12 protein-coding genes are annotated in these 17,801 nt (G+C 67.6%); 7 read left to right on the top strand and 5 right to left on the bottom strand.

All coding sequences use genetic code 11. The features are described 5' to 3' along the window. Nucleotides 1–80 precede the first annotated feature (80 nt). The 4 genes from FG91_RS16285 to phbB all read left to right on the top strand — a co-directional run bounded on the left by FG91_RS16285 (nucleotide 81) and on the right by phbB (nucleotide 5,803). Nucleotides 81–2,369 carry a xanthine dehydrogenase family protein molybdopterin-binding subunit gene (locus FG91_RS16285; protein WP_052187765.1) on the top strand — a complete coding sequence of 763 codons (2,289 nt, stop codon included), beginning with the start codon at nucleotides 81–83 and terminating at the stop codon, nucleotides 2,367–2,369. Continuing rightward, complete coding sequence (hemH, locus tag FG91_RS16290) at nucleotides 2,366–3,337, top strand: ferrochelatase (protein WP_037516948.1); 972 nt, start codon at nucleotides 2,366–2,368, stop codon at nucleotides 3,335–3,337. The genes FG91_RS16285 and hemH overlap by 4 nt, the downstream gene beginning before the upstream one ends. A gap of 94 nt (nucleotides 3,338–3,431) precedes the next feature. Further along, a complete protein-coding gene (locus tag FG91_RS16295; RefSeq protein WP_037516951.1) occupies nucleotides 3,432–4,976 on the top strand; it encodes a DUF1963 domain-containing protein in 1,545 nt (514 codons plus the stop codon). Nucleotides 4,977–5,080: 104 nt separating this feature from the next. Beyond that, nucleotides 5,081–5,803 (top strand): acetoacetyl-CoA reductase, encoded by a 723-nt coding sequence (phbB, locus tag FG91_RS16300; protein ID WP_037516954.1) that lies wholly within the window; start codon nucleotides 5,081–5,083, stop codon nucleotides 5,801–5,803. 194 nt (nucleotides 5,804–5,997) lie between these two features. On the opposite strand, the gene FG91_RS16305 is transcribed toward phbB, so the two are convergent. Next, the gene (locus FG91_RS16305) at nucleotides 5,998–6,753 is read right to left on the bottom strand and encodes a helix-turn-helix domain-containing protein (protein ID WP_037516956.1); all 756 of its coding nucleotides are present in this window, start codon (nucleotides 6,751–6,753) and stop codon (nucleotides 5,998–6,000) included. A 112-nt stretch (nucleotides 6,754–6,865) separates the two neighbouring features. Here FG91_RS16305 and FG91_RS16310 point away from each other — a divergent pair, with 112 nt between their 5' ends. Beyond that, nucleotides 6,866–7,111 (top strand): ribbon-helix-helix domain-containing protein, encoded by a 246-nt coding sequence (locus tag FG91_RS16310; RefSeq protein WP_037516958.1) that lies wholly within the window; start codon nucleotides 6,866–6,868, stop codon nucleotides 7,109–7,111. Here the strand turns inward: FG91_RS16310 and FG91_RS16315 are convergent. From FG91_RS16315 to FG91_RS16325, 3 genes are all read right to left on the bottom strand, one after another. Beyond that, on the bottom strand, nucleotides 7,096–7,953 hold the full coding sequence (locus FG91_RS16315; RefSeq protein ID WP_037516960.1) for an ATP-grasp domain-containing protein: 858 nt from the start codon (nucleotides 7,951–7,953) through the stop codon (nucleotides 7,096–7,098). The genes FG91_RS16310 and FG91_RS16315 overlap by 16 nt on opposite strands. Next, nucleotides 7,953–12,650: an NAD-glutamate dehydrogenase gene (locus FG91_RS16320; protein ID WP_052187767.1), complete on the bottom strand. Its 4,698-nt coding sequence runs from the start codon at nucleotides 12,648–12,650 to the stop codon at nucleotides 7,953–7,955. The genes FG91_RS16315 and FG91_RS16320 overlap by 1 nt, the downstream gene beginning before the upstream one ends. Nucleotides 12,651–12,825: 175 nt before the next feature. Continuing rightward, nucleotides 12,826–14,175, bottom strand: a complete 1,350-nt coding sequence (locus FG91_RS16325) for a hypothetical protein (RefSeq protein ID WP_235212069.1) — start codon at nucleotides 14,173–14,175, stop codon at nucleotides 12,826–12,828. 374 nt (nucleotides 14,176–14,549) lie between these two features. Between FG91_RS16325 and FG91_RS16330 the strand changes: the two genes are divergently transcribed. After that, entirely contained in the window at nucleotides 14,550–14,990 is a 441-nt protein-coding gene (locus FG91_RS16330; RefSeq protein ID WP_037516963.1) for a DUF983 domain-containing protein, read from the top strand. Then, the gene (locus tag FG91_RS16335; RefSeq protein WP_052187769.1) at nucleotides 14,947–16,350 is read left to right on the top strand and encodes an aminotransferase-like domain-containing protein; all 1,404 of its coding nucleotides are present in this window, start codon (nucleotides 14,947–14,949) and stop codon (nucleotides 16,348–16,350) included. The genes FG91_RS16330 and FG91_RS16335 overlap by 44 nt, the downstream gene beginning before the upstream one ends. On the opposite strand, the gene FG91_RS16340 is transcribed toward FG91_RS16335, so the two are convergent. Continuing rightward, nucleotides 16,347–17,756, bottom strand: a complete 1,410-nt coding sequence (locus FG91_RS16340) for an efflux transporter outer membrane subunit (protein WP_037516964.1) — start codon at nucleotides 17,754–17,756, stop codon at nucleotides 16,347–16,349. The two genes, FG91_RS16335 and FG91_RS16340, sit on opposite strands and share 4 nt — an antisense overlap. Nucleotides 17,757–17,801: the final 45 nt, after the last annotated feature.

The raw sequence follows: 17,801 nt of genomic DNA on the forward strand, positions 1-17,801 counted from the left end.
TATCCATCGCCCCTACGAAGGCGACGCGGAGAACCAAAAGGCTTTGCGTCGCCGACTCACGCCGCTTATCAGCGTCGTCGATGGCCGGCATTCGCGACACTGTGGGGAAAAGCAAATCGCGCCTGCCGCACGTCAGTCGCCGCTCGCTGCTCGTCGGCGCGATCGCGGCGGGCGGACTCGCCATCGCGTGGAGCCTGTGGCCGCGCGACTATCAGCCCAACCTCACCGCCGCCCCCGACGAACATATCTTCAACGCCTTCCTGAAGATCGGCGACGACGGCCACATCAGCGCGATCGTGCCGCAATGCGAAATGGGCCAGGGCGTCACCACGCTGCTGCCGCAGATCATGGCCGACGAGCTCGGCGCCGACTGGCGCACGATCGCGGTCGAGAGCGCGCCGATCAACCCGCTCTACACCAACACGCTGCTCGTCGACGAAGATAGCGCGGTCTTCACCCCGCGCGCGGGCGTTCCCGATTTCGTGTCCGACGTGCGCAGCTGGGCGCGCCGCGAATGGGCGGTGCGCCACGCGGTGATGCTCACCGCCAACAGCTCGTCGGTGCGCATGTTCGAAGCGCCGTGCCGCGCGGCGGCGGCGCAGGCACGCGCGCTGCTGATGATGGCCGCCGCCAATCGCTGGGACGCCGATTGGGAAGAATGCGACACGCAGGACGGCTTTGTCGTCCATGGCAAGAAGCGCCTGCGCTTTGGCGACGTCGCGGCGGCCGCGGCGCTGCTCGAACCGCCCGCCGAGCCCGTCTATCGCGCGAGCAGCTCGGACCCGCTTTATGGCAAGGAACTGACCCGGCTCGACCTGCCTGCCAAGATCGACGGGTCGGCCAATTATGCGGGCGACATTCGCCTGCCCGACATGGTGTTCGCGGCGATCCGCCAGGGCCCGCTCGGTGCGACGCGGCTGAAAAACATCGACCGTAAAAAGGGACTCGCCTCGCCCGGCCTGTTGCATGTCGTCACGCACGAACGCTGGGTCGCGGCGGTCGCGCGCAACTGGTGGGCCGCGAACCGCGCGCTCGACCGCTTCGCGCCCACCTTCGAAACCGAAGGCACGCCGATTTCAACGGGCCGGATCGACACGGCGCTGAAATCGGCGCTGAAGGACGACGGCTATCGCATCGCGAGCGAAGGCGATGTCGCCGGGGCGATGGAAGGACGGCAGAAAATCGCCGCCGAATATGCCGTCGCCCCCGCGCTCCACGCCGCCATCGAAACGCGCACCGCGACCGCGGCGCCCGATCGCGGCGGGCTGCGCGTCTGGGTCGCGACACAAGCCCCCACGCAATGCCGCGACGCCATCGCCAGAGCGACCGGGCTGGCGCCCGCCAATGTCACTTTGTTCCCGATGATGGCGGGCGGATCGTTCGACGCGTGCCTCGACCACAGCGCCGCGGTGCAGGCGGCGATCATCGCGCTTCAGATCAAGCGTCCGGTCCAGCTCGCCTGGTCGCGCGCTGAAGAGATTATGCGCCTGCCGCCGCGCGCGCCCGCGCGCGCCAAGCTGACCGCGACACTCAACGCCGCCGGCGGGATCGACGCGCTGGTGACGCGCATCGCCGTCCCCTCGACCAACCATGAGTTTCGCGACCGGCTGTTCGATAACACGCCGCCGGACGTCGCGCAGCGCGCGGCCGCAGGCAACCCCGATGCCGCCGCGGTCGAGGGCGCGGCGAGCGGCTATGCGATCCCGCACATCGCGGTCGATCATTGCCCCGCCGACATCGGTCTGCCGACAGGCCGCTGGCGCGGCAACGCCGACAGCTACACCGCCTTTTTCACCGAATGTTTCGTCGACGAAATGGCGGCGCGCGCCGGGACCGACGCGCTCTCCTATCGCATGGCGATGCTCGGCAATTCGCCGCTGCTCGCGCGCTGTCTGCTCACCGCGACCAGCCTTGGCGGCTGGGAGGGCGGATTGTCGGGGACCGCGCAGGGGCTCGCGTGCCATGCCATGCGCGGCAGCCATATCGCGTTGATGGCGACCGCGCGGCCAAGCGAGCGCGGGCTGCAGGTCGAGCAATTGGTCGCGGTGGTCGATGCCGGGCGCCTCGTGAACCCGGTGATTGCGCGGCAACAGATCGAGGGCGGGTTGATCTTCGGCCTCGCCGCCGCCGTGGGCGCGACGACCGACTATGAGGGCGGCCTCGCGACCGCGCGCAAATTGGGCCAGCTCGGCCTGCCCGACCTGTCGCAAACGCCGCAGATATTGGTCGAGTTCGTCGAAAGCGACCGCGAGCCCGGCGGGCTCGGCGAAATCGGCGTTCCCGTCGTCGCCCCCGCCATCGCTAATGCGATGTTCGCCGCGACGGGCCGCCGCATCCGCCGTATCCCGCTTTCGGCGCACCCGCTGTGAGCGCGCCGCCGCAAATCGGCGTGCTGCTGGTCAACCTCGGCACCCCCGATGCCCCCGATGCGCGCTCGGTACGGCGCTACCTTGCCGAATTCCTGTCCGACCGCCGCGTCGTCGAAATCCCGCAGATCCTGTGGCAGCCGATCCTGCGCGGGATCATCCTGACCACCCGCCCGAAGAAATCGGCGCATGCCTACGCGCAAGTGTGGACCGACGAAGGCTCGCCGCTCGCTACGATCACGCGCCGTCAGGCCGAAGCCTTGCAGGCGGCGTTCGGTGAAACGGTACAGGTCGCTTATGCGATGCGCTACGGCGAACCCGCGATCGGCCCCGCAATCGATGCGCTGAAGGCGGCGGGATGCGACCGCATCCTCGTCGCGCCGCTTTATCCGCAATATTGCGCCGCTACGACCGCAACCGTCGTCGATGCCGTCGGTGCGCATCTGCAGACGCTGCGCTGGCAACCGGCGCTTCGCTTCCTGCCGCCCTATCATGCCGATGCCGCCTATCTCGGCGCCTTGAAGACTTCGGTGGAGGAGGGACTGGCCGCGCTCGACTTCACCCCCGACGTCCTGCTCGCCAGCTTCCACGGCATGCCCGAACGCACGCGGACGCTCGGCGACCCCTATCACGACCAGTGCCAGGCGACCGCGCGCCGGCTGTCGGACGCGCTCGGCAGGCCGGTCGAGGTCGCCTTCCAGTCGCGCTTCGGGCGCGCCAAATGGCTCGAACCCGCGACCGATACGCGCCTCGAACAGCTCGGCCGCGAGGGACGCAGTGTCGCGATCTTCGCGCCCGGTTTTGCCGCCGACTGTCTCGAAACGCTCGAGGAGCTCGCGATTCGCGGCAAGCGGCAGTTCGAAGACGCGGGCGGCAAGAATTTCGCCTATCTCCCGTGCCTCAACGCCGAGGCGCCGGGGATGGCGATGCTGGAGAGCCTGACGCGCCGCGAGCTCGCGGGCTGGCTCTGATCGCGGCCGCTTACCAACTGTTTAGGTCCATGCGCTAAATTGGTCCAAGGTGGCGCCGAAAAGGCCCGGCCCCGCACGAATTTGGAGGTACGTCATGAGCCAGCTCGAATCGGCAGCGCTGACGCTGGCCGGGGTCACGCTGGCCTTTCTGGCGGTCGTCTTCGCCATATGGTGGCTTCGCCGTCCGCGCACCGCCCCCGCCGCGCCGCGCCAACCGCGAGCGCCGGGCGAAAGCCGCCTGCCAAAGCTGTCGCGTCGAGCGGAGCCAAAGCTGGAAGAAGTCGAAATCTCCCCGTCGCGGCTCGCGCGGATCAGCCGCAAGACCCCGCTCGAAATACCGGCCGAGCCCGAATATGAAACCGACCCCCAACCGGCCGCCGATATCGAACCCGTCGAAACCGCACTCGAATCGATGATTTCCGAGGTCGAGGAAGAAGCCCAGCGGATCGAGACGGTCGATGCCGAGGAGGTGACGCTTCGCCTCGTTCCCCAGATTCCGCCGCGCGACGCCATATCGACGAACAGCTGGCTCGGCGGCCGTCCGCACCCCCCCGCCGGCATGGAATGGCCGAGGATCGACGATCAGCCGGCGGATTTTCTGGCGCAGATCGGCTGCGCCGACCTGCCGCGGGATTTGTGGGGCGGGCTGGGGCCGCGCGACGGCGCGCTCGCCTTCTTCATCCACCGCCGCAAGCATGAGCTGCGCGTCCTGCACCTGCGCGATACCGGCATGCCGGTTACGCCGCCCTTCACGCTCAACGATCCCGAGGGCTGGTTTGGCCCGCATGGCGGCCTCGCTTCGGGCGATCTCGGCGCCTTCGCCGTGCGTGCCTTTCCCGAATGGCCCGTCGACCTCGTCGCCGTCCGCCCCGGCGATGCCGATCCGCGCAGCGAAGGCGATCCGAACGAGCCCGGCGCCGCGCTCCATGATCGCGGCTACGACATCGCCGACCCCGCCTTCCACCCGTTCGACTGGGGCAGCATGACCGCGATGGTCGCGTTGCTCGAACAGCGGCTCGACCGGCTGATGACCGAAACGCCTCCCGGGGCCGATGCCGACAATTCCGGCGAAATGGAACAATGCGCCGCACTCAACCGCGAAGCGCGCGCGCGCACCGAAGAGATTATCGCGATTGTCCGCGACAGCGCGGCGCGCGCCGATTTCTCGGCCAGCGACGCAACGGCGGTGATGGCGGGGCTGCACGCGATCCGCTGGGTCAAGGTGATCCGCTCGGCCGACCCCGAAACGGGCGCCGAACAGATCGAGACGATCACCCTGCCGCTGACGACGCACCGCGCCGATGCGAATCTGTGGGTTCACGATTATCAGACGATCCTGTTCGATCGCGCAAAACATGCCTGGTGCGCCAATCCCGACAATCTGTCGGCGCCGGCGCGCGCCCTTTTCGAGCCCTGGTGGCGCACGCTGGCCGAGCGCGAAATGGCAGCGATGGGGCATGAGCCCTTTCGCCACGTCCCCGACTATGACGAGGAACGCGACGCGGTTTTGCTCGAACTGCCGACCAGCGGATTGATGAGCCGTATCTTTGGCGACCGCGACAATCTGGTGGTGACGATCGACAAGGCCGACCTTGCGATCGGCGACTTTTCAAAACTGCGCGTACAGATGAGCAGCTAACCCCCTACCCCTTGAATAGCTTTGCGATTGACGTTCCGGTAAACTTGCGGCGGCCGCTTGCGCGGCCTAGTCATGGTCCATAACTCTGTGGGAGAGCTGGATTTATGACACGCGTAGCAATCGTTACCGGTGGCAGCCGCGGCATCGGGGAAGCGATTTCCTTGAAACTGAAGGAACAGGGCGTCACCGTCGTCGCCAACTATGGCGGCAATGACGAAAAAGCGCGCGAATTCACCGGCCGCACCGGCATCGCGGCGATCAAGTGGGACGTCGGCGACCATCAGGCATGCCTCGACAGCTGCGCGCGCATCGCCGAGGAATTCGGCCCTATCGATATCGTCGTCAACAACGCCGGCATCACCCGCGACGGCACGCTTGCGCGGATGAGCTACGACGACTGGAACGATGTGATGCGCGTCAACCTCGGCGGCTGTTTCAACATGGCGAAGGCGACCTTTGGCGGCATGGTCGAGCGCGGCTGGGGCCGCATCGTCAACATCGGGTCGATCAACGGCCAGGCCGGCCAGTACGGCCAGGTCAACTACGCCGCCGCGAAATCGGGCATCCACGGCTTTACCAAGGCGCTGGCGCAGGAAGGCGCCAAGAAGGGCGTGACGGTCAACGCGATCGCGCCGGGCTATATCGACACCGACATGGTCGCCGCGGTCCCGCCGCAGGTGCTGGAAAAGATCGTCGCGAAGATTCCGGTCGGGCGTCTGGGCCAGGCCGATGAGATCGCGCGCGGCGTCGCGTTCCTGTGCAGCGAGGATGCGGGGTTCGTGACCGGGTCGACGATGTCGATCAATGGCGGGCAGCATATGTACTGACGATGGCAGGCGCGTAACCGAGACGTTCGCGAAGCGAACGACAAGGTTAGGCGCCGGTGCCGCGAAGCGGCAGCCATCGGCACGGCCAGCGGGGCGGCGATCCCGAAAGATCCCCGAACCCGTCTGACCCCCGCCTTCGCGGGGGCAGGCTCAGGCGGCGGCTTTGCCGTCGCCCACCAAGCCGCCGCGGGCCTCTACTCGATCGTACACCCAACCACGCGCCACTCACCGCCTTCGCGAACCAGCGACAGCGTTTCGATCGCCCCCGCCTTGTTCGCATAGCTCGTCCGGAACTTGACGAGCTGATAGCCATAGGGCGGCGCGGGCACATTTTCCTCGCTGACAAGTTCGCGCGAGACGACCGCGCCGAGCGGCGTGCGCACCGCCTCCGACACTTCGGCCCACCGCTCGCTGGTATTGAGCGACTTGAACGCCTGTCCCGTGGCATTCCAGCTGCTGTTCCAGTCGCCCTTGTCGACAAGCGCGAGCCACTGGCGTGCCGCCTGTACCGCGGCGGTTTCGGCGGCCGGCGCCGCGGAAGCGGCCGGCTTCGGCGCGGCGGGCGCGCCGGCGGTCCCGGGCAAGGACGCGAGAGCAAAAAGGGCAAGGCTGATCGACATGAATATTCCTCCGGCTATCCAGCCGAAGCGGCGCGATATGCGCCGCGTCCCGGCCGGTGCCCGAAGCTCTTCCATGTCCGTGGCGGCGGCCGCATCCCCCAATCCCCTGTCCGCCAGAAATTGGGGGTCCTGCCTTTCGATCTCGCGCAGCTGCCGCGCCGCCTCGCGGCTGCTCGACGCCGACATCTTGCGCCGCGCGTCGCGCAGCCGTTCGTTGATCGTGTGGACCGACAGCCCCAGATGCCGCGCCATCGATTTCGCGTCATGGCCATCGACCAGCAGGCGCAACGTCTCTTTTTCTTTTTCGGTGAGCGCCTGAAGTCCTGTCATAAGCCTGTCTGCATTCGCGCCGGATCGGCTGATCGGTTTAGGGGGCGCCCGAATGCCGAGCTACCCCAAATAAATCGTACCTGATTTGAGGTTCACGCTGTAGGCCGCGAACATGCCCCCCGCCTATCGCCCCCCCGTCAAACGCTCGGTGACCATCGCCGGTCACCCGACCTCGATCAGCCTCGAGCCGATGTTCTGGGATGCATTGGAAGCCGAAGCCGCGCGGCAGGCGCTCCCCGTCAACGCGCTCGTCGCGCGGATCGATGTCGAGCGGATGGAAGCGGACGATCCGCCTAATCTGACCTCGGCGATCCGGCAATGGCTCTGGCGGAGCCGGCCGGGTCAAATCGCGCCGTAAACGGCCGATCCGAACGCCGCGCCCTTGTCGGGTGCGTGATGCAGGAACAGCGACGGCTCGATCAGTTCGAGTTCCATGATGTGGAGCGTGCCCGCGGCATCGCCAACCATGTCGACGCGCGCGTAAACCGGCGGCGCCGGAGCCGCCGCCAACGCCTGCGCCGCAAGCGCCTGCGCGGCGTCGCTCGCGTCCCACGGTTCTTCGCGTCCGCCGAATTGCTCCTGCACGCGGAAGTCGCCCGAAGCCGGACGCTTGACGATCGCGTGACTGAACTTGCCGGCGAAGAAGAAGAGCGAATATTCGCCATCGGTCAGGATGCCGGGCATCAGCGGCTGGACCAGCCGGCGCGCACCCAAGGCATCGGCGGGAATCGGCGCGCCCGGCGCGATGCGATGCGTGCCATCGGCGCCGCCCGAGATCGCCGGCTTGATCACAACCTCGTCGGTCGCGAGCTCGGCCACCGCGTCAGCTAGGCTCGCGTCGTCGAGCGCCGCGACCTCGACCGTCGGTACGACCGCGACGCCCTTTGCACCGAGTTCGCCGAGATAGGCCTTGTCGCTGTTCCAGCGCAGCACCGGCACCGGATTGGCGACCGGCAGGCCGGCTTCCTCCAGCCGGTCGAGCAGCGCGTACCAGCCCGCGACATCGCGCTGATAGCCCCACGCGAAGAGCGGCAGGACCAGATCATAACCCGACAAATCGCCCGGATCGGTCCATACGCGCTGTTCCACGATCAGCCCGGCCGCGGTCAGCGCCGTCGCCTTGCGGGCAAAGGCGGGCTGCCACTTCTCGTAATAGTCGGGCGCCGGGACGAGGATCGCGACGCGAGGCTGGAACGGCATTACCGTCCCAAGAGCCCGCGCGCCTGCCCCGCGATATGCGACAGCATCGCCCCATTCGGGCTCGGAATCATCCGCGCCCGGTCGACCGTGGCGCGGAACTGCTCGACGCGCGGCGCATGATCGGCGAGCCATTTGGTCACCGCCGCGTCGAGATCGCCCTTCGGCAGCCCCGCGAGGAAGGTCAGCCGCATTTGCTGGAAATCGCGCGCGAGGCTGTTGACGAGCAGGCGTTCCCACGGATCGGCGGGACTCATATGCGCCGCCAGCGTCTGCGCCCAGTCGAGCCCCAGGGCTTCGCCCAGATGCGTGAAGGCGCTGGTCACCGCGACCTCGTCGTCGCCGCGCCGTTCGGCAAGGTCGACGATGCCGATCGCACCGTCGGTCTTGAACAGCCGCACGACCGACGCGGTCAGCGCCTCGGGCGCGCCCGCGTCGAGCAATTGCTGCGTCAGCATGTCCCACTGATGCTTGACCGACGGGCTGAGCAGCGCGTCGACGCTCGCGTTGAGGCGATCGACCCCGGGTTCGAGCCGCGCGACGACCGGACCCGGCTGCGACAATGTCTGCGTCACGCGGAGCAGGTCCGCCATTTGCGAGGTCATCGCCGACGCCGCCTGCGCGAACAGCGACAGGCGGATGCTCTCGTCGATCTTTGCCGCGTCGAGCGCGTCCCAGATCGCCGGCATTTCGAGCAGGCGCTCGACCGCGACGAACGCCGCGGCGATGTCGCCGAGCGCGCAGCCTTCCTCTTCGACGAGTTCGAAGGGATGGACGATGCCCATGCGGTTGATGATGCGGTTCGCGATCTTCGTCGCGATGATTTCGCGGCGCAGCTGATGATCGGCGATCGCAGCCGCGAAATCGCGCTGCATCTCGTCGGGGAAGGCCGCGGCAAGGTCGCTGCCGAGCGCCGGATCGTCGGGCAGGTCGCTATTCTCGATCGCATCCTGCAGCGCGAGCTTCGCGGTCGACAGCAGCACCGCGAGTTCGGGGCGCGTCAGCCCGCGCCCTTCGGCAGCGCGGCGGAGCAGTTCGTCGTTCGCGGCGAGCCCCTCGACCTTGCGGTCGAGCCGGCCCGACGCCTCGAACGTCTCCATCAGCCGGACGAGCGACGGCACCGCCGCCGATCCGCCCTTTTCGGCGATCGACAGCGCGAGCGCCTGCAGCCGGTTGTCCTCGAGCACCAGCTCGGAGACATTGTCGGTCATGCGCACGAGCAGCGCGTCGCGGTCTTCCTGCGACAAGCGCCCTTCGGCCATCTCGCGGTTCAGCGCGATCTTGATATTGACCTCATTATCCGAGCAGTCGACGCCCGCGCTGTTATCGATGAAGTCGGTGTTGATCCGCCCGCCCTTCGCCGAGAAGGCGATGCGCGCCGCCTGCGTCGTGCCGAGGTTCGCACCCTCGCCCACCGCCTTCACGCGCAGATCCTCGGCATCGACGCGCAGCGCGTCGTTCGCGGGGTCACCGACCTCGGCATTATTCTGGCTCGCGGCCTTCACATAGGTGCCGATGCCGCCGAACCACAGCAGGTCGACCGGCGCCTTGAGGATCGCCGAGATCAGCGAAATCGGGTCGATTTCGGACACCGACAGCCCGAGCAACGCCTGCACTTCAGGGGTCAGCGGAATGCTCTTCTGGCTGCGCGGGAAGATGCCGCCGCCCTTCGAGATGAGCTTCTCGTTATAGTCCGCCCAGCTCGACCGCGGCAGATTGAACATCCGCTCGCGTTCCTTCCAGCTTTTCGCCGGATCGGGATTGGGGTCGAGGAAGATGTGGCGATGGTCGAACGCCGCGGTCAGCTGGATCGCCTTCGACAGCAGCATGCCGTTGCCGAACACGTCGCCCGACATATCGCCGCAGCCGGCGACGCGGATCGTGTCACTCTGCACATCGACGCCCATTTCGGCGAAGTGGCGTCGGACCGAAAGCCACGCGCCCTTGGCGGTGATGCCCATCGCCTTATGGTCATAACCCTTCGACCCGCCGCTCGCGAACGCGTCGCCGAGCCAGAAGTCGCGCTCCATCGCGAGCCCATTGGCGACGTCGGAGAAGGTCGCGGTGCCCTTGTCGGCGGCGACGACGAAATAGGGATCGTCGCCGTCGTGGATTACGACGCCCTTCGGATGCACGACCTTGCCCGCGACCAGATTGTCGGTGATCGACAGCAAGGAGCGGATGAAGATGCGATAGCATTCGGTGCCCTCGGCGAACCACGCATCGCGGTCGAGCGACACGTCGGGCAATGCCTTGGGATAGAAGCCGCCCTTCGCGCCGGTCGGCACGATGACGGCATTCTTGACGCGCTGCGCCTTCATCAGCCCGAGGATTTCGGTGCGGAAGTCGTCGCGGCGGTCGGACCAGCGAAGCCCGCCGCGCGCGACCGGACCGGCGCGGAGGTGAATACCCTCGACGCGCGGCGAATAGACCCACACTTCGCGCCAGGGCAGCGGCTTCGGCAGGCCGGGGACCTGCGCGCTGTCGATCTTGAACGCGAGCGCTTCTTCGGCGGCGGGCGCGAAGGCATTGGTGCGCAGCGTCGCGCCGATCACCGCGTGGAAGAGGCGGAGGATGCGATCCTCATCAATCGACTTGATGTCGGCAAAGCCCGCCATGATGTCGGCTTCGAGCGCCTCGGCGCGCTTCGCATCGCGCGCCTTCGGATCGTGAAGAGCACGGAAACGCTCGATCAGCGCGGCGGTCAGCGTGGGCGCGTGGCGCAGCGCGCTGACCACCGTGTCCATGCCGTAAGCCGAGCCGCCCTGGCGCAAATAGCGGAACCAGGCGCGCAGCCACACGATCGCGCGCGGGGCGGTCTGGTTGGTGAGCACCAGCTCGTTGAACGCGTCATTCTCGGCGCGCCCATCGAGCACCGCCGCGATCGCGCCCTCGATCACTTCGGCATGGGGAAGCAGCGCGAGTTCGTCGACGTTGGCGGGCAGGCGCAGCGTGAAATCGTGGATCACGATCGCCTGCTCGTCTTCGCCCTCGGCGCCGGGGACGCGATTCTGCAGCGCGGTCGGGATTTCCTCGAGTACCTCGAAGCCGAAATGTTCGAGCGCGGGGACGACCGCGGACAGCGCGAGCGGGCCGGCCGCGCTATAGACTTTGAGCCGCAGCCGGTCGTCGCCGTCGAGGCTCTTGCGCGCGAGGCGGACGCTGCGCGGGTTGGCGGCGTCGAGATCGCGCAGGCGCAGAATGTCGCGCGCCGCTTCCTCGGGATTATAGAGGTTGCGGTAATTGGGCGGGAAGGTCGGCGCAAAGCGCGCCGCCAGCGCCGCCGCGCGGCCGGGGTCGCCGCGCTTCGCCAGCGCCGCCTCGACCTCGGGCTGCCAGCCGCGCACCATCTGTTCGAGCTGGGCGTTGAGCGCCTCGGTATCGGGCACGACGCCGCCGCTGCGCAGGTCGAGCGTGTAGCGCAGCAGCGCCGCGCCGCCGTCTTCGAGCACCATCGTCCAGCCGATCACGCCGGCCTTCGCTTCGCGCACCAGCAGCGATTCGACCGCGAGGCGACGACCGGTCGAGACCTCGTCGCGCGGCAACCAGACGAAGGCGAACAGGTGGCGGCCTAGCGCGCTCTGCACGGTCACCACCTTCGGCCGCGGCCGGTCGGTGATCGACATCGAAGTCAGCACCAGCTCTTCGAGCGAGGCGGCGTCGAACGCGATCAGCAAGTCGTGCGGCAGCGCGGTCAGCGCATGCGCGAGCGCCTTGCCGGCGTGACCCGTGGGGTCGAAACCGAACTTCGCCATCAACGCTTCGAGCTGCGCGCGCAGCATTGGCACCTTCGCCGGCGGCGCCGACAGCGCTTGGCTCGTCCACAGGCCGGCGTGAATCGACAGGCGCTCGACCTTCTTGCCCTTGAGTTCGGGCACGATGACGAGGTCGAGCAGCACGCGGCGGTGGACCGCCGACAAGCGGTTTGACTTGATCAGCAGCGGGGCATGGCCTCCCTTGTCGAACCAGGCGAAGGCGGCTTCGAGCGCGGCGGGCGACAGCAGCTGGCTTTCGCTGCTCTCGCTGATCCCCAGCGAATCCTGAACCTTGCCATCGCGGGTGCGCCATTCGTGGCCAAGCTGGGTCATCGAGCCGCCCTCGAACCAGCGCAGCAGTTCGGCGGCTTCGCCCTCGACGCGCATCGCCGCGTCGGCGAGCATCGCGGCGCGCATCGCGCGCCAGTCGCGCACCGCCGCACGCACATCGCGCAGCGCGGCTTCGAGCCCGTCGAGCAGGCGCCGGCGCGCGCGGGCGTCGCCGCGCTCGAGTTCGATATAGATGACCGACTCGCGGGTTCCTCCCTCGCCCGCTTCCTGCAGATGCCCCTTGGCATCGCGCTTCACCGCGACGACGGGGTGAAGGATGCGGTGGACCGCCAGCCCCTGCGCCGCGACCGCCTGCGAGGTCGAATCGACGAGGAAGGGCATGTCGTCGTTGATGATGACCAGCCGCATCCGGCGGTCGGTGCCGTCGGCAGCGATCGGTTCGAGCAGCAGCGACGGCGTTTCGGGCGCACGATCGAGCGCGGCGCGCGCGGCGAACTGGCTCGCATCGGCGAGCGCAGCCTTGTCCATATCGTCGCCCTCGCCCGGCAGCGCGCTGCCACGCAGCGCGGCGAGATAGGCGGCGGCTATTTTCGAAGGAATTTTGGCGGTGGTGGTGGTGTCCGTTTCCGGCGTGTCGGACAAATTCTGAGACATAAAGTGCAGCATCCCGAACCAAAGAGGGGGATCCCAGCCGACGATCGGCGGGGGCCCGTTCGCTGCCGCCCCCTATGCGCCTCAGCGGCGCGCGGCTCAAGCCCTCGTTCGCCCGCCGACGTTAAAAAATTTCAATTTTCGGATTTTCTGTTGCGTGAACGCTCTCAGACGGCCCTCAGGCGCCGGGCGTGATCGGGACCGCCTTCTTCGCCAGCTTCGCCACCAACGCCGGATCGTCGGCCGCTTTGGCGACGATCCCGATGTGCCCGCCCGGCATCGCGCGCGCGATCAGCACGACGAATTCGGCGTCGCCCGCGTCATGTTCGAGGATGAGCGCGGGATGCGCGAGGCGCAATGCGTCGAGCTTGTCGTCGGGTCGCTCAACTGCATCGGCCGGCTTGCGGCGCGCACGCGCGTCCTTGACCAGCCCCTTGAGCCCGCCCGGATAGCGATCGAGATAGGCGCTGAGTTCGCCGCGGCCGACGCCCTCGTCCTTGGCATGGCCGAGCACACAGGCATATTCGGCGAGGCGTGTCTTGTCATAGGTCGCGCCGAAAACCAGCTTCACGACCGGGGTCATCGGCGCACGGTCTTGCACCGCCAGCCCGGCGTCGTCGAGCAGCGCGGCAAATTCTTCGGGCTGCTCCTCGGCGGCGAGCGCGAAATCCCACGCCTTGCCGACCGCCTGATAGAGCGCACCGCGACTGCGGCTGTCGGCCGCGATCGCGCGCTCGGCGGTTTCGCGCGCAAGCGCCAGCCAGTCCGCGAGTTCGGCATCCTGCCCCGGATCGACCGGCACCTCGTCCTCGTCCCCGTCGTCTTCGTCGGTCCCGACCTCGGCATCCAGCCAGAGCTCCGTGTCGTCGCCCAGCGCGGCGAAACCGGGGGCGGCATCGACCACGACATCGTCGTCGAGATGCTCCGAGTCGGGGCCGTCGGCCCACACGGGCACCGGCGCGGTCAACGGCGCGGCACTGCGCAGCGCCTGTTCGACCGAAAGCTGCAATTCCTCGGCCTGGTCGGCGGTGACCACCTCTTTCCAGTTGATCACGCCCATGATGAAATCGATCGTGTCGTCGTCGGACGAAAAGGGCAGCAAGATGCCGCGGTACATGATCGTCGTGCCGCGATCGTTGACGAACTCGGCCTCGAAGCCGATCGGCGCGCGGTTGGCGATGATCTGGAGATAATGGTCGGTGAGGCGCGACAGCAAGGATCGGCCGGGAATCTGGCTGATATAATGGACGTCCTCGTCGATCTGCGATTCTTCGCGCAGCGTGTCGCCGAGGAAGGCGAGACCCGGGTTCTCGACCCCCGCGGTGAAGTCGAGCAATACCGAATGCGATCCGAAATCGGCACCGTCGAGATCGAGGTCCTCGACCGACGGATAAGCGCGGTCGGCGAGCAGCGAGGCCCAGTAATTATAGGCCCGCACCTGCATCCGCCGTTCGTCGACGCCGACGGACGCGGGCGCATCGATCGCCCCATCATCCTGGTCGTGGCTGCCCGAAAGCAGTCCGCGCATGCTGTCCATCATTTGTCCCCAGTCGCAAACATCGGTAAATCTTATGCACCGGGACTGGTAAAAGCGGCGTAAACGATGGCCGCGGTGACCCGAAACCCCGCCGGCCGCCCCTATATTCTCCATTCCTCCCGCCGGTTTTAGCCGCAAGCACGCGCCGCAAGCGATTGTCCGGCAAAAAGCGGATCCAAATGCGATTTCGACCTGAAATTCCATCGTCATGCATGGATTAGATATCGAAAACCCCCATGCTATAAATCTCTCCAAGAACGATATATGTTCTATTTCATATGTTTAACTTACATATTCATTTGTCCGCTCTTCCGCATCATATGCCTCTTGCATGGCATTCGATATGCCTTCTGTTGGAGTCGGATATGACGAGCGGTGATGTTGGCAACGAAAAGCTGCGCTGGATCCTGTGGGCGGGATGGCACGGCAAATGCCCCGAATGCGGCAAGGGACATATGTTTCGCTCGTGGCTGAAACTCGCCGATCGCTGCGAGAATTGCGGGCTCGACTTCAGCTTTGCGGCGCCCGACGACGGCCCCGCCTTTTTCTCGCAATGCATCGTCGCCTTTCCGCTGACCTTCGTGATCGTGTGGCTGCAGATCGCCTACAGCCCGCCGCTGTGGGTCCATCTGGTCTTTTCGATCCCGATCATGGTCATCGGCTGCGTGCTGCCGCTGCGCCCGATCAAGGGCTGGTTGGTCGCCTCGCAATATGTGAACAAGGCGCAGGAATCGGGGACCGAGCATCTGTGGGCGAAGCTGAATGCGCGCGAAAAACACGAAGCGGACGAACGGCGTGGCGGGTGACGCATGGCTCCCCGACATCGCGGGCGCGGCGGGCCCCAAATATAAGGCGGTGACCGCCGCGATATCGGCCGCCGTCGCGCGCGGCGAGCTTCGCCACGGCGATCGCCTGCCGCCGCAGCGCGACCTCGCCGCGAAACTCGGCATCGACCTCACCACGGTGACCAAGGCCTATGATCTGGCACGCCAGCGCGGGCTGATCGTCGCGCGCGGCCGCGCGGGCAGCTTTATCAGCGAGGATGTGCGGACCGGCGAGGTCGCGACGGCGGCGCAGAGCGACATCGCGATGAACAGCCCGCCGATCCCGATCGAGAGCCGGTTGACCGATGCGATGGCATCGGCGCTCGGCACGCTGGCGCGCGCCGACGGGTTTGCGCGGCTGCATTACCAGCGGCCGGGCGGCGCCGCGGCGGATCGCGAAAGCGGCGCCGAACTGCTCGCGCGCACCGGCTTGTCGTCTTCGGTCGAGCAGATCGTCGTCACCGCCGGCGGTCAAAATGGGCTGCACGCGGTTGCGTCGGCGATCCTGAAGCCCGGCGACCGCGTCGCGTGCGGACGCTTCGTCTATCCGGGCTTCGCCGCGATTGCGCGGCGCACGGGGGTCACGCTCGTCCCGCTCGCCGAAATGACCGCCGAAGCCTTGGAGGCGGCACACGCCGCCGCGCCGCTGCGCGCGCTCTACGTTGTCCCGACCAACGACAATCCGACCACCGCGACGATCGGGATCGGCGAACGGCGGGCCATTGCCGCGTGGGCCGAGGAAACGGGCGTCCAGATTATCGAGGACGATGCCTATGGCCTGCTCCCCGACACGCCGATTCCCGCGATCGCGAGCTTCGCGCCGCGGGTCGGCTGGTATGTCACAAGCATGGCCAAAATCGTCTCGCCCGCGCTGCGCGTCGGTTTTGTCCGCGCGCCGGGGGTGACCGAGGCCCTGCAAATCGCGGCGTGCCAGCATGAAAGCGCGGTGATGGCGCCGCCGCTCAACGTCGCGATGGTGTCGCTATGGCTCGCCGACGGAACGCTCGACGCGTTGATCGACGCGGTGCGCAAGGAGGCGAGCTGGCGGCAGCGGCTGGCGCACAGCGTGCTCGGCGACGGGCGCCACGCCGCACATCCGCAAGGCTATCACCTGTGGCTGCCGCTGGCGGTCGATATCCAGCCCGACACGCTCGCCGCCGCGCTCGCGCTTGACGGGCTGTCGGCGGTGCAATCGGACCGCTTCGCCGTCGCGGCCGACGCCCCCAAGGCGATGCGCATCTCGCTCGGCGGGACGATCGACCGCCGCGGGCTTTCGCGCGCGCTGCACCGGCTCGCAGCGCAGCTATGGACGCCGGGCGGCACAGCGAGCCATATCGTCTAGGTCGACCAGCCGCCCGCGAGCGCGCGGAACAGCGCGATCTGACGCCGCGAAATCTGGCCGTCCTGCGCAGCGAGAACCGCTTCGGTCTCGGCAAAGGTCCGTTCGGCATCGAGCCATTCGAGCGAATCCGATGCGCCCTCCTGCCGCTTCGCGCGCACGATCCGCGCCGCGCGTTCGGCCTGATCGCGCGCGGCGCGCAGCGCCTGCCGCTGTTCGAGCGAACGCGCGTAAGACGACAGCGCCGTCTCGGTTTCCTCGAGCGCGCGCAGCACCGTGCCGTCGAATTCGGCAAGCGACGCCTGCGTATCAGCCTCGGCCGCCGCGATCCGCGCCCGCGCGGGTTCCTGATTGGGGAAAGCCCAGTTGAGCAGCGGCCCGAGCAGCCAGCGGAGCGGACCGCCACCGAACACATCGCCAAAGCCCGTGCCCGTCGACCCGGCCGAACCGCCCAAGGTGATGCGCGGATAAAGATCCGCGGTCGCGACGCCGATGCGCGCGGTGTCGGCGGCAAGGCGGCGCTCGGCGGCGCGAATATCGGGACGGCGCTTGAGCAGCGCCGCCCCATCACCGACTGGGATGGGGTCGGTGATTTCGAGGCTGATGTTGCGATCCGCCGCGATCGCGGGGAGCGCGACGGGGGCACGACCGGTCAGAGTCGCGAGGCGGAACAAAGCCGCCTGCCGCTCAGCCTCGATGGAGGGAATGTCGGCCGAACGCTGATCGCGCAGCGTCGTGATGCGCGCGAGGTCGAGCCCCGTCGCCATCCCGACCTCCTTGCGGCGTTCGGTAAGTTTCACCTGCTGGTCGAGCAGCCCGACGATGCGCCGCGCGACGTCGAGCCGCGCCGCGCCAGAGGCGGCATCGGCATAGGCCTGCGTCGTATCGGCGGCGACGATCACGCGCACCGCGTCGGCATTCGCCTCGGCGGCGGCGGCATCACCGCGCGCGGCCTCGATCGAGCGGCTGACGCGGCCGAACAGGTCGACTTCGTAAGAGACATTGATCCCGACATCGACCGCCCAATCCTCGCGGTCGGCGCCGGGCAGACGCTGCCCTTCAGGGCTGCGGCCGTAATTGGCGCCGGCGCCGATCTGTCCCTGCGGCAGCCGATCCGCACGCGCGCCGCGCAAGGATGCACGGGCGCGGGCGATGTTCGCGACAGCGACGCGGACGTCAGTGTTGTTCGCCAGCGCATCGCCGACGAGCCCGTCGAGGACGGGATCGTCATAAAGGCGCCACCAGTCGCCCGCGACCGGTGCGAGCGACACCGCGGAGCTGTTCGCCGAAACAAACGGCCCGGTGGCGACGGGCGCCGACGCGGATTTGGGTTCGGCATAGTTGGGGCCGACCGCACAGGCGGCGAGCGCCAGCGCCGAGGCGGCGGTGAGGATATTGCGGAGGATCATGATTGCTCTCCTGAAATTATTGCATTCAAAAAGGCCGTGTATCCC

The organism is Sphingopyxis sp. LC81 (assembly GCF_000756375.1).
GTDB lineage: Bacteria > Pseudomonadota > Alphaproteobacteria > Sphingomonadales > Sphingomonadaceae > Sphingopyxis.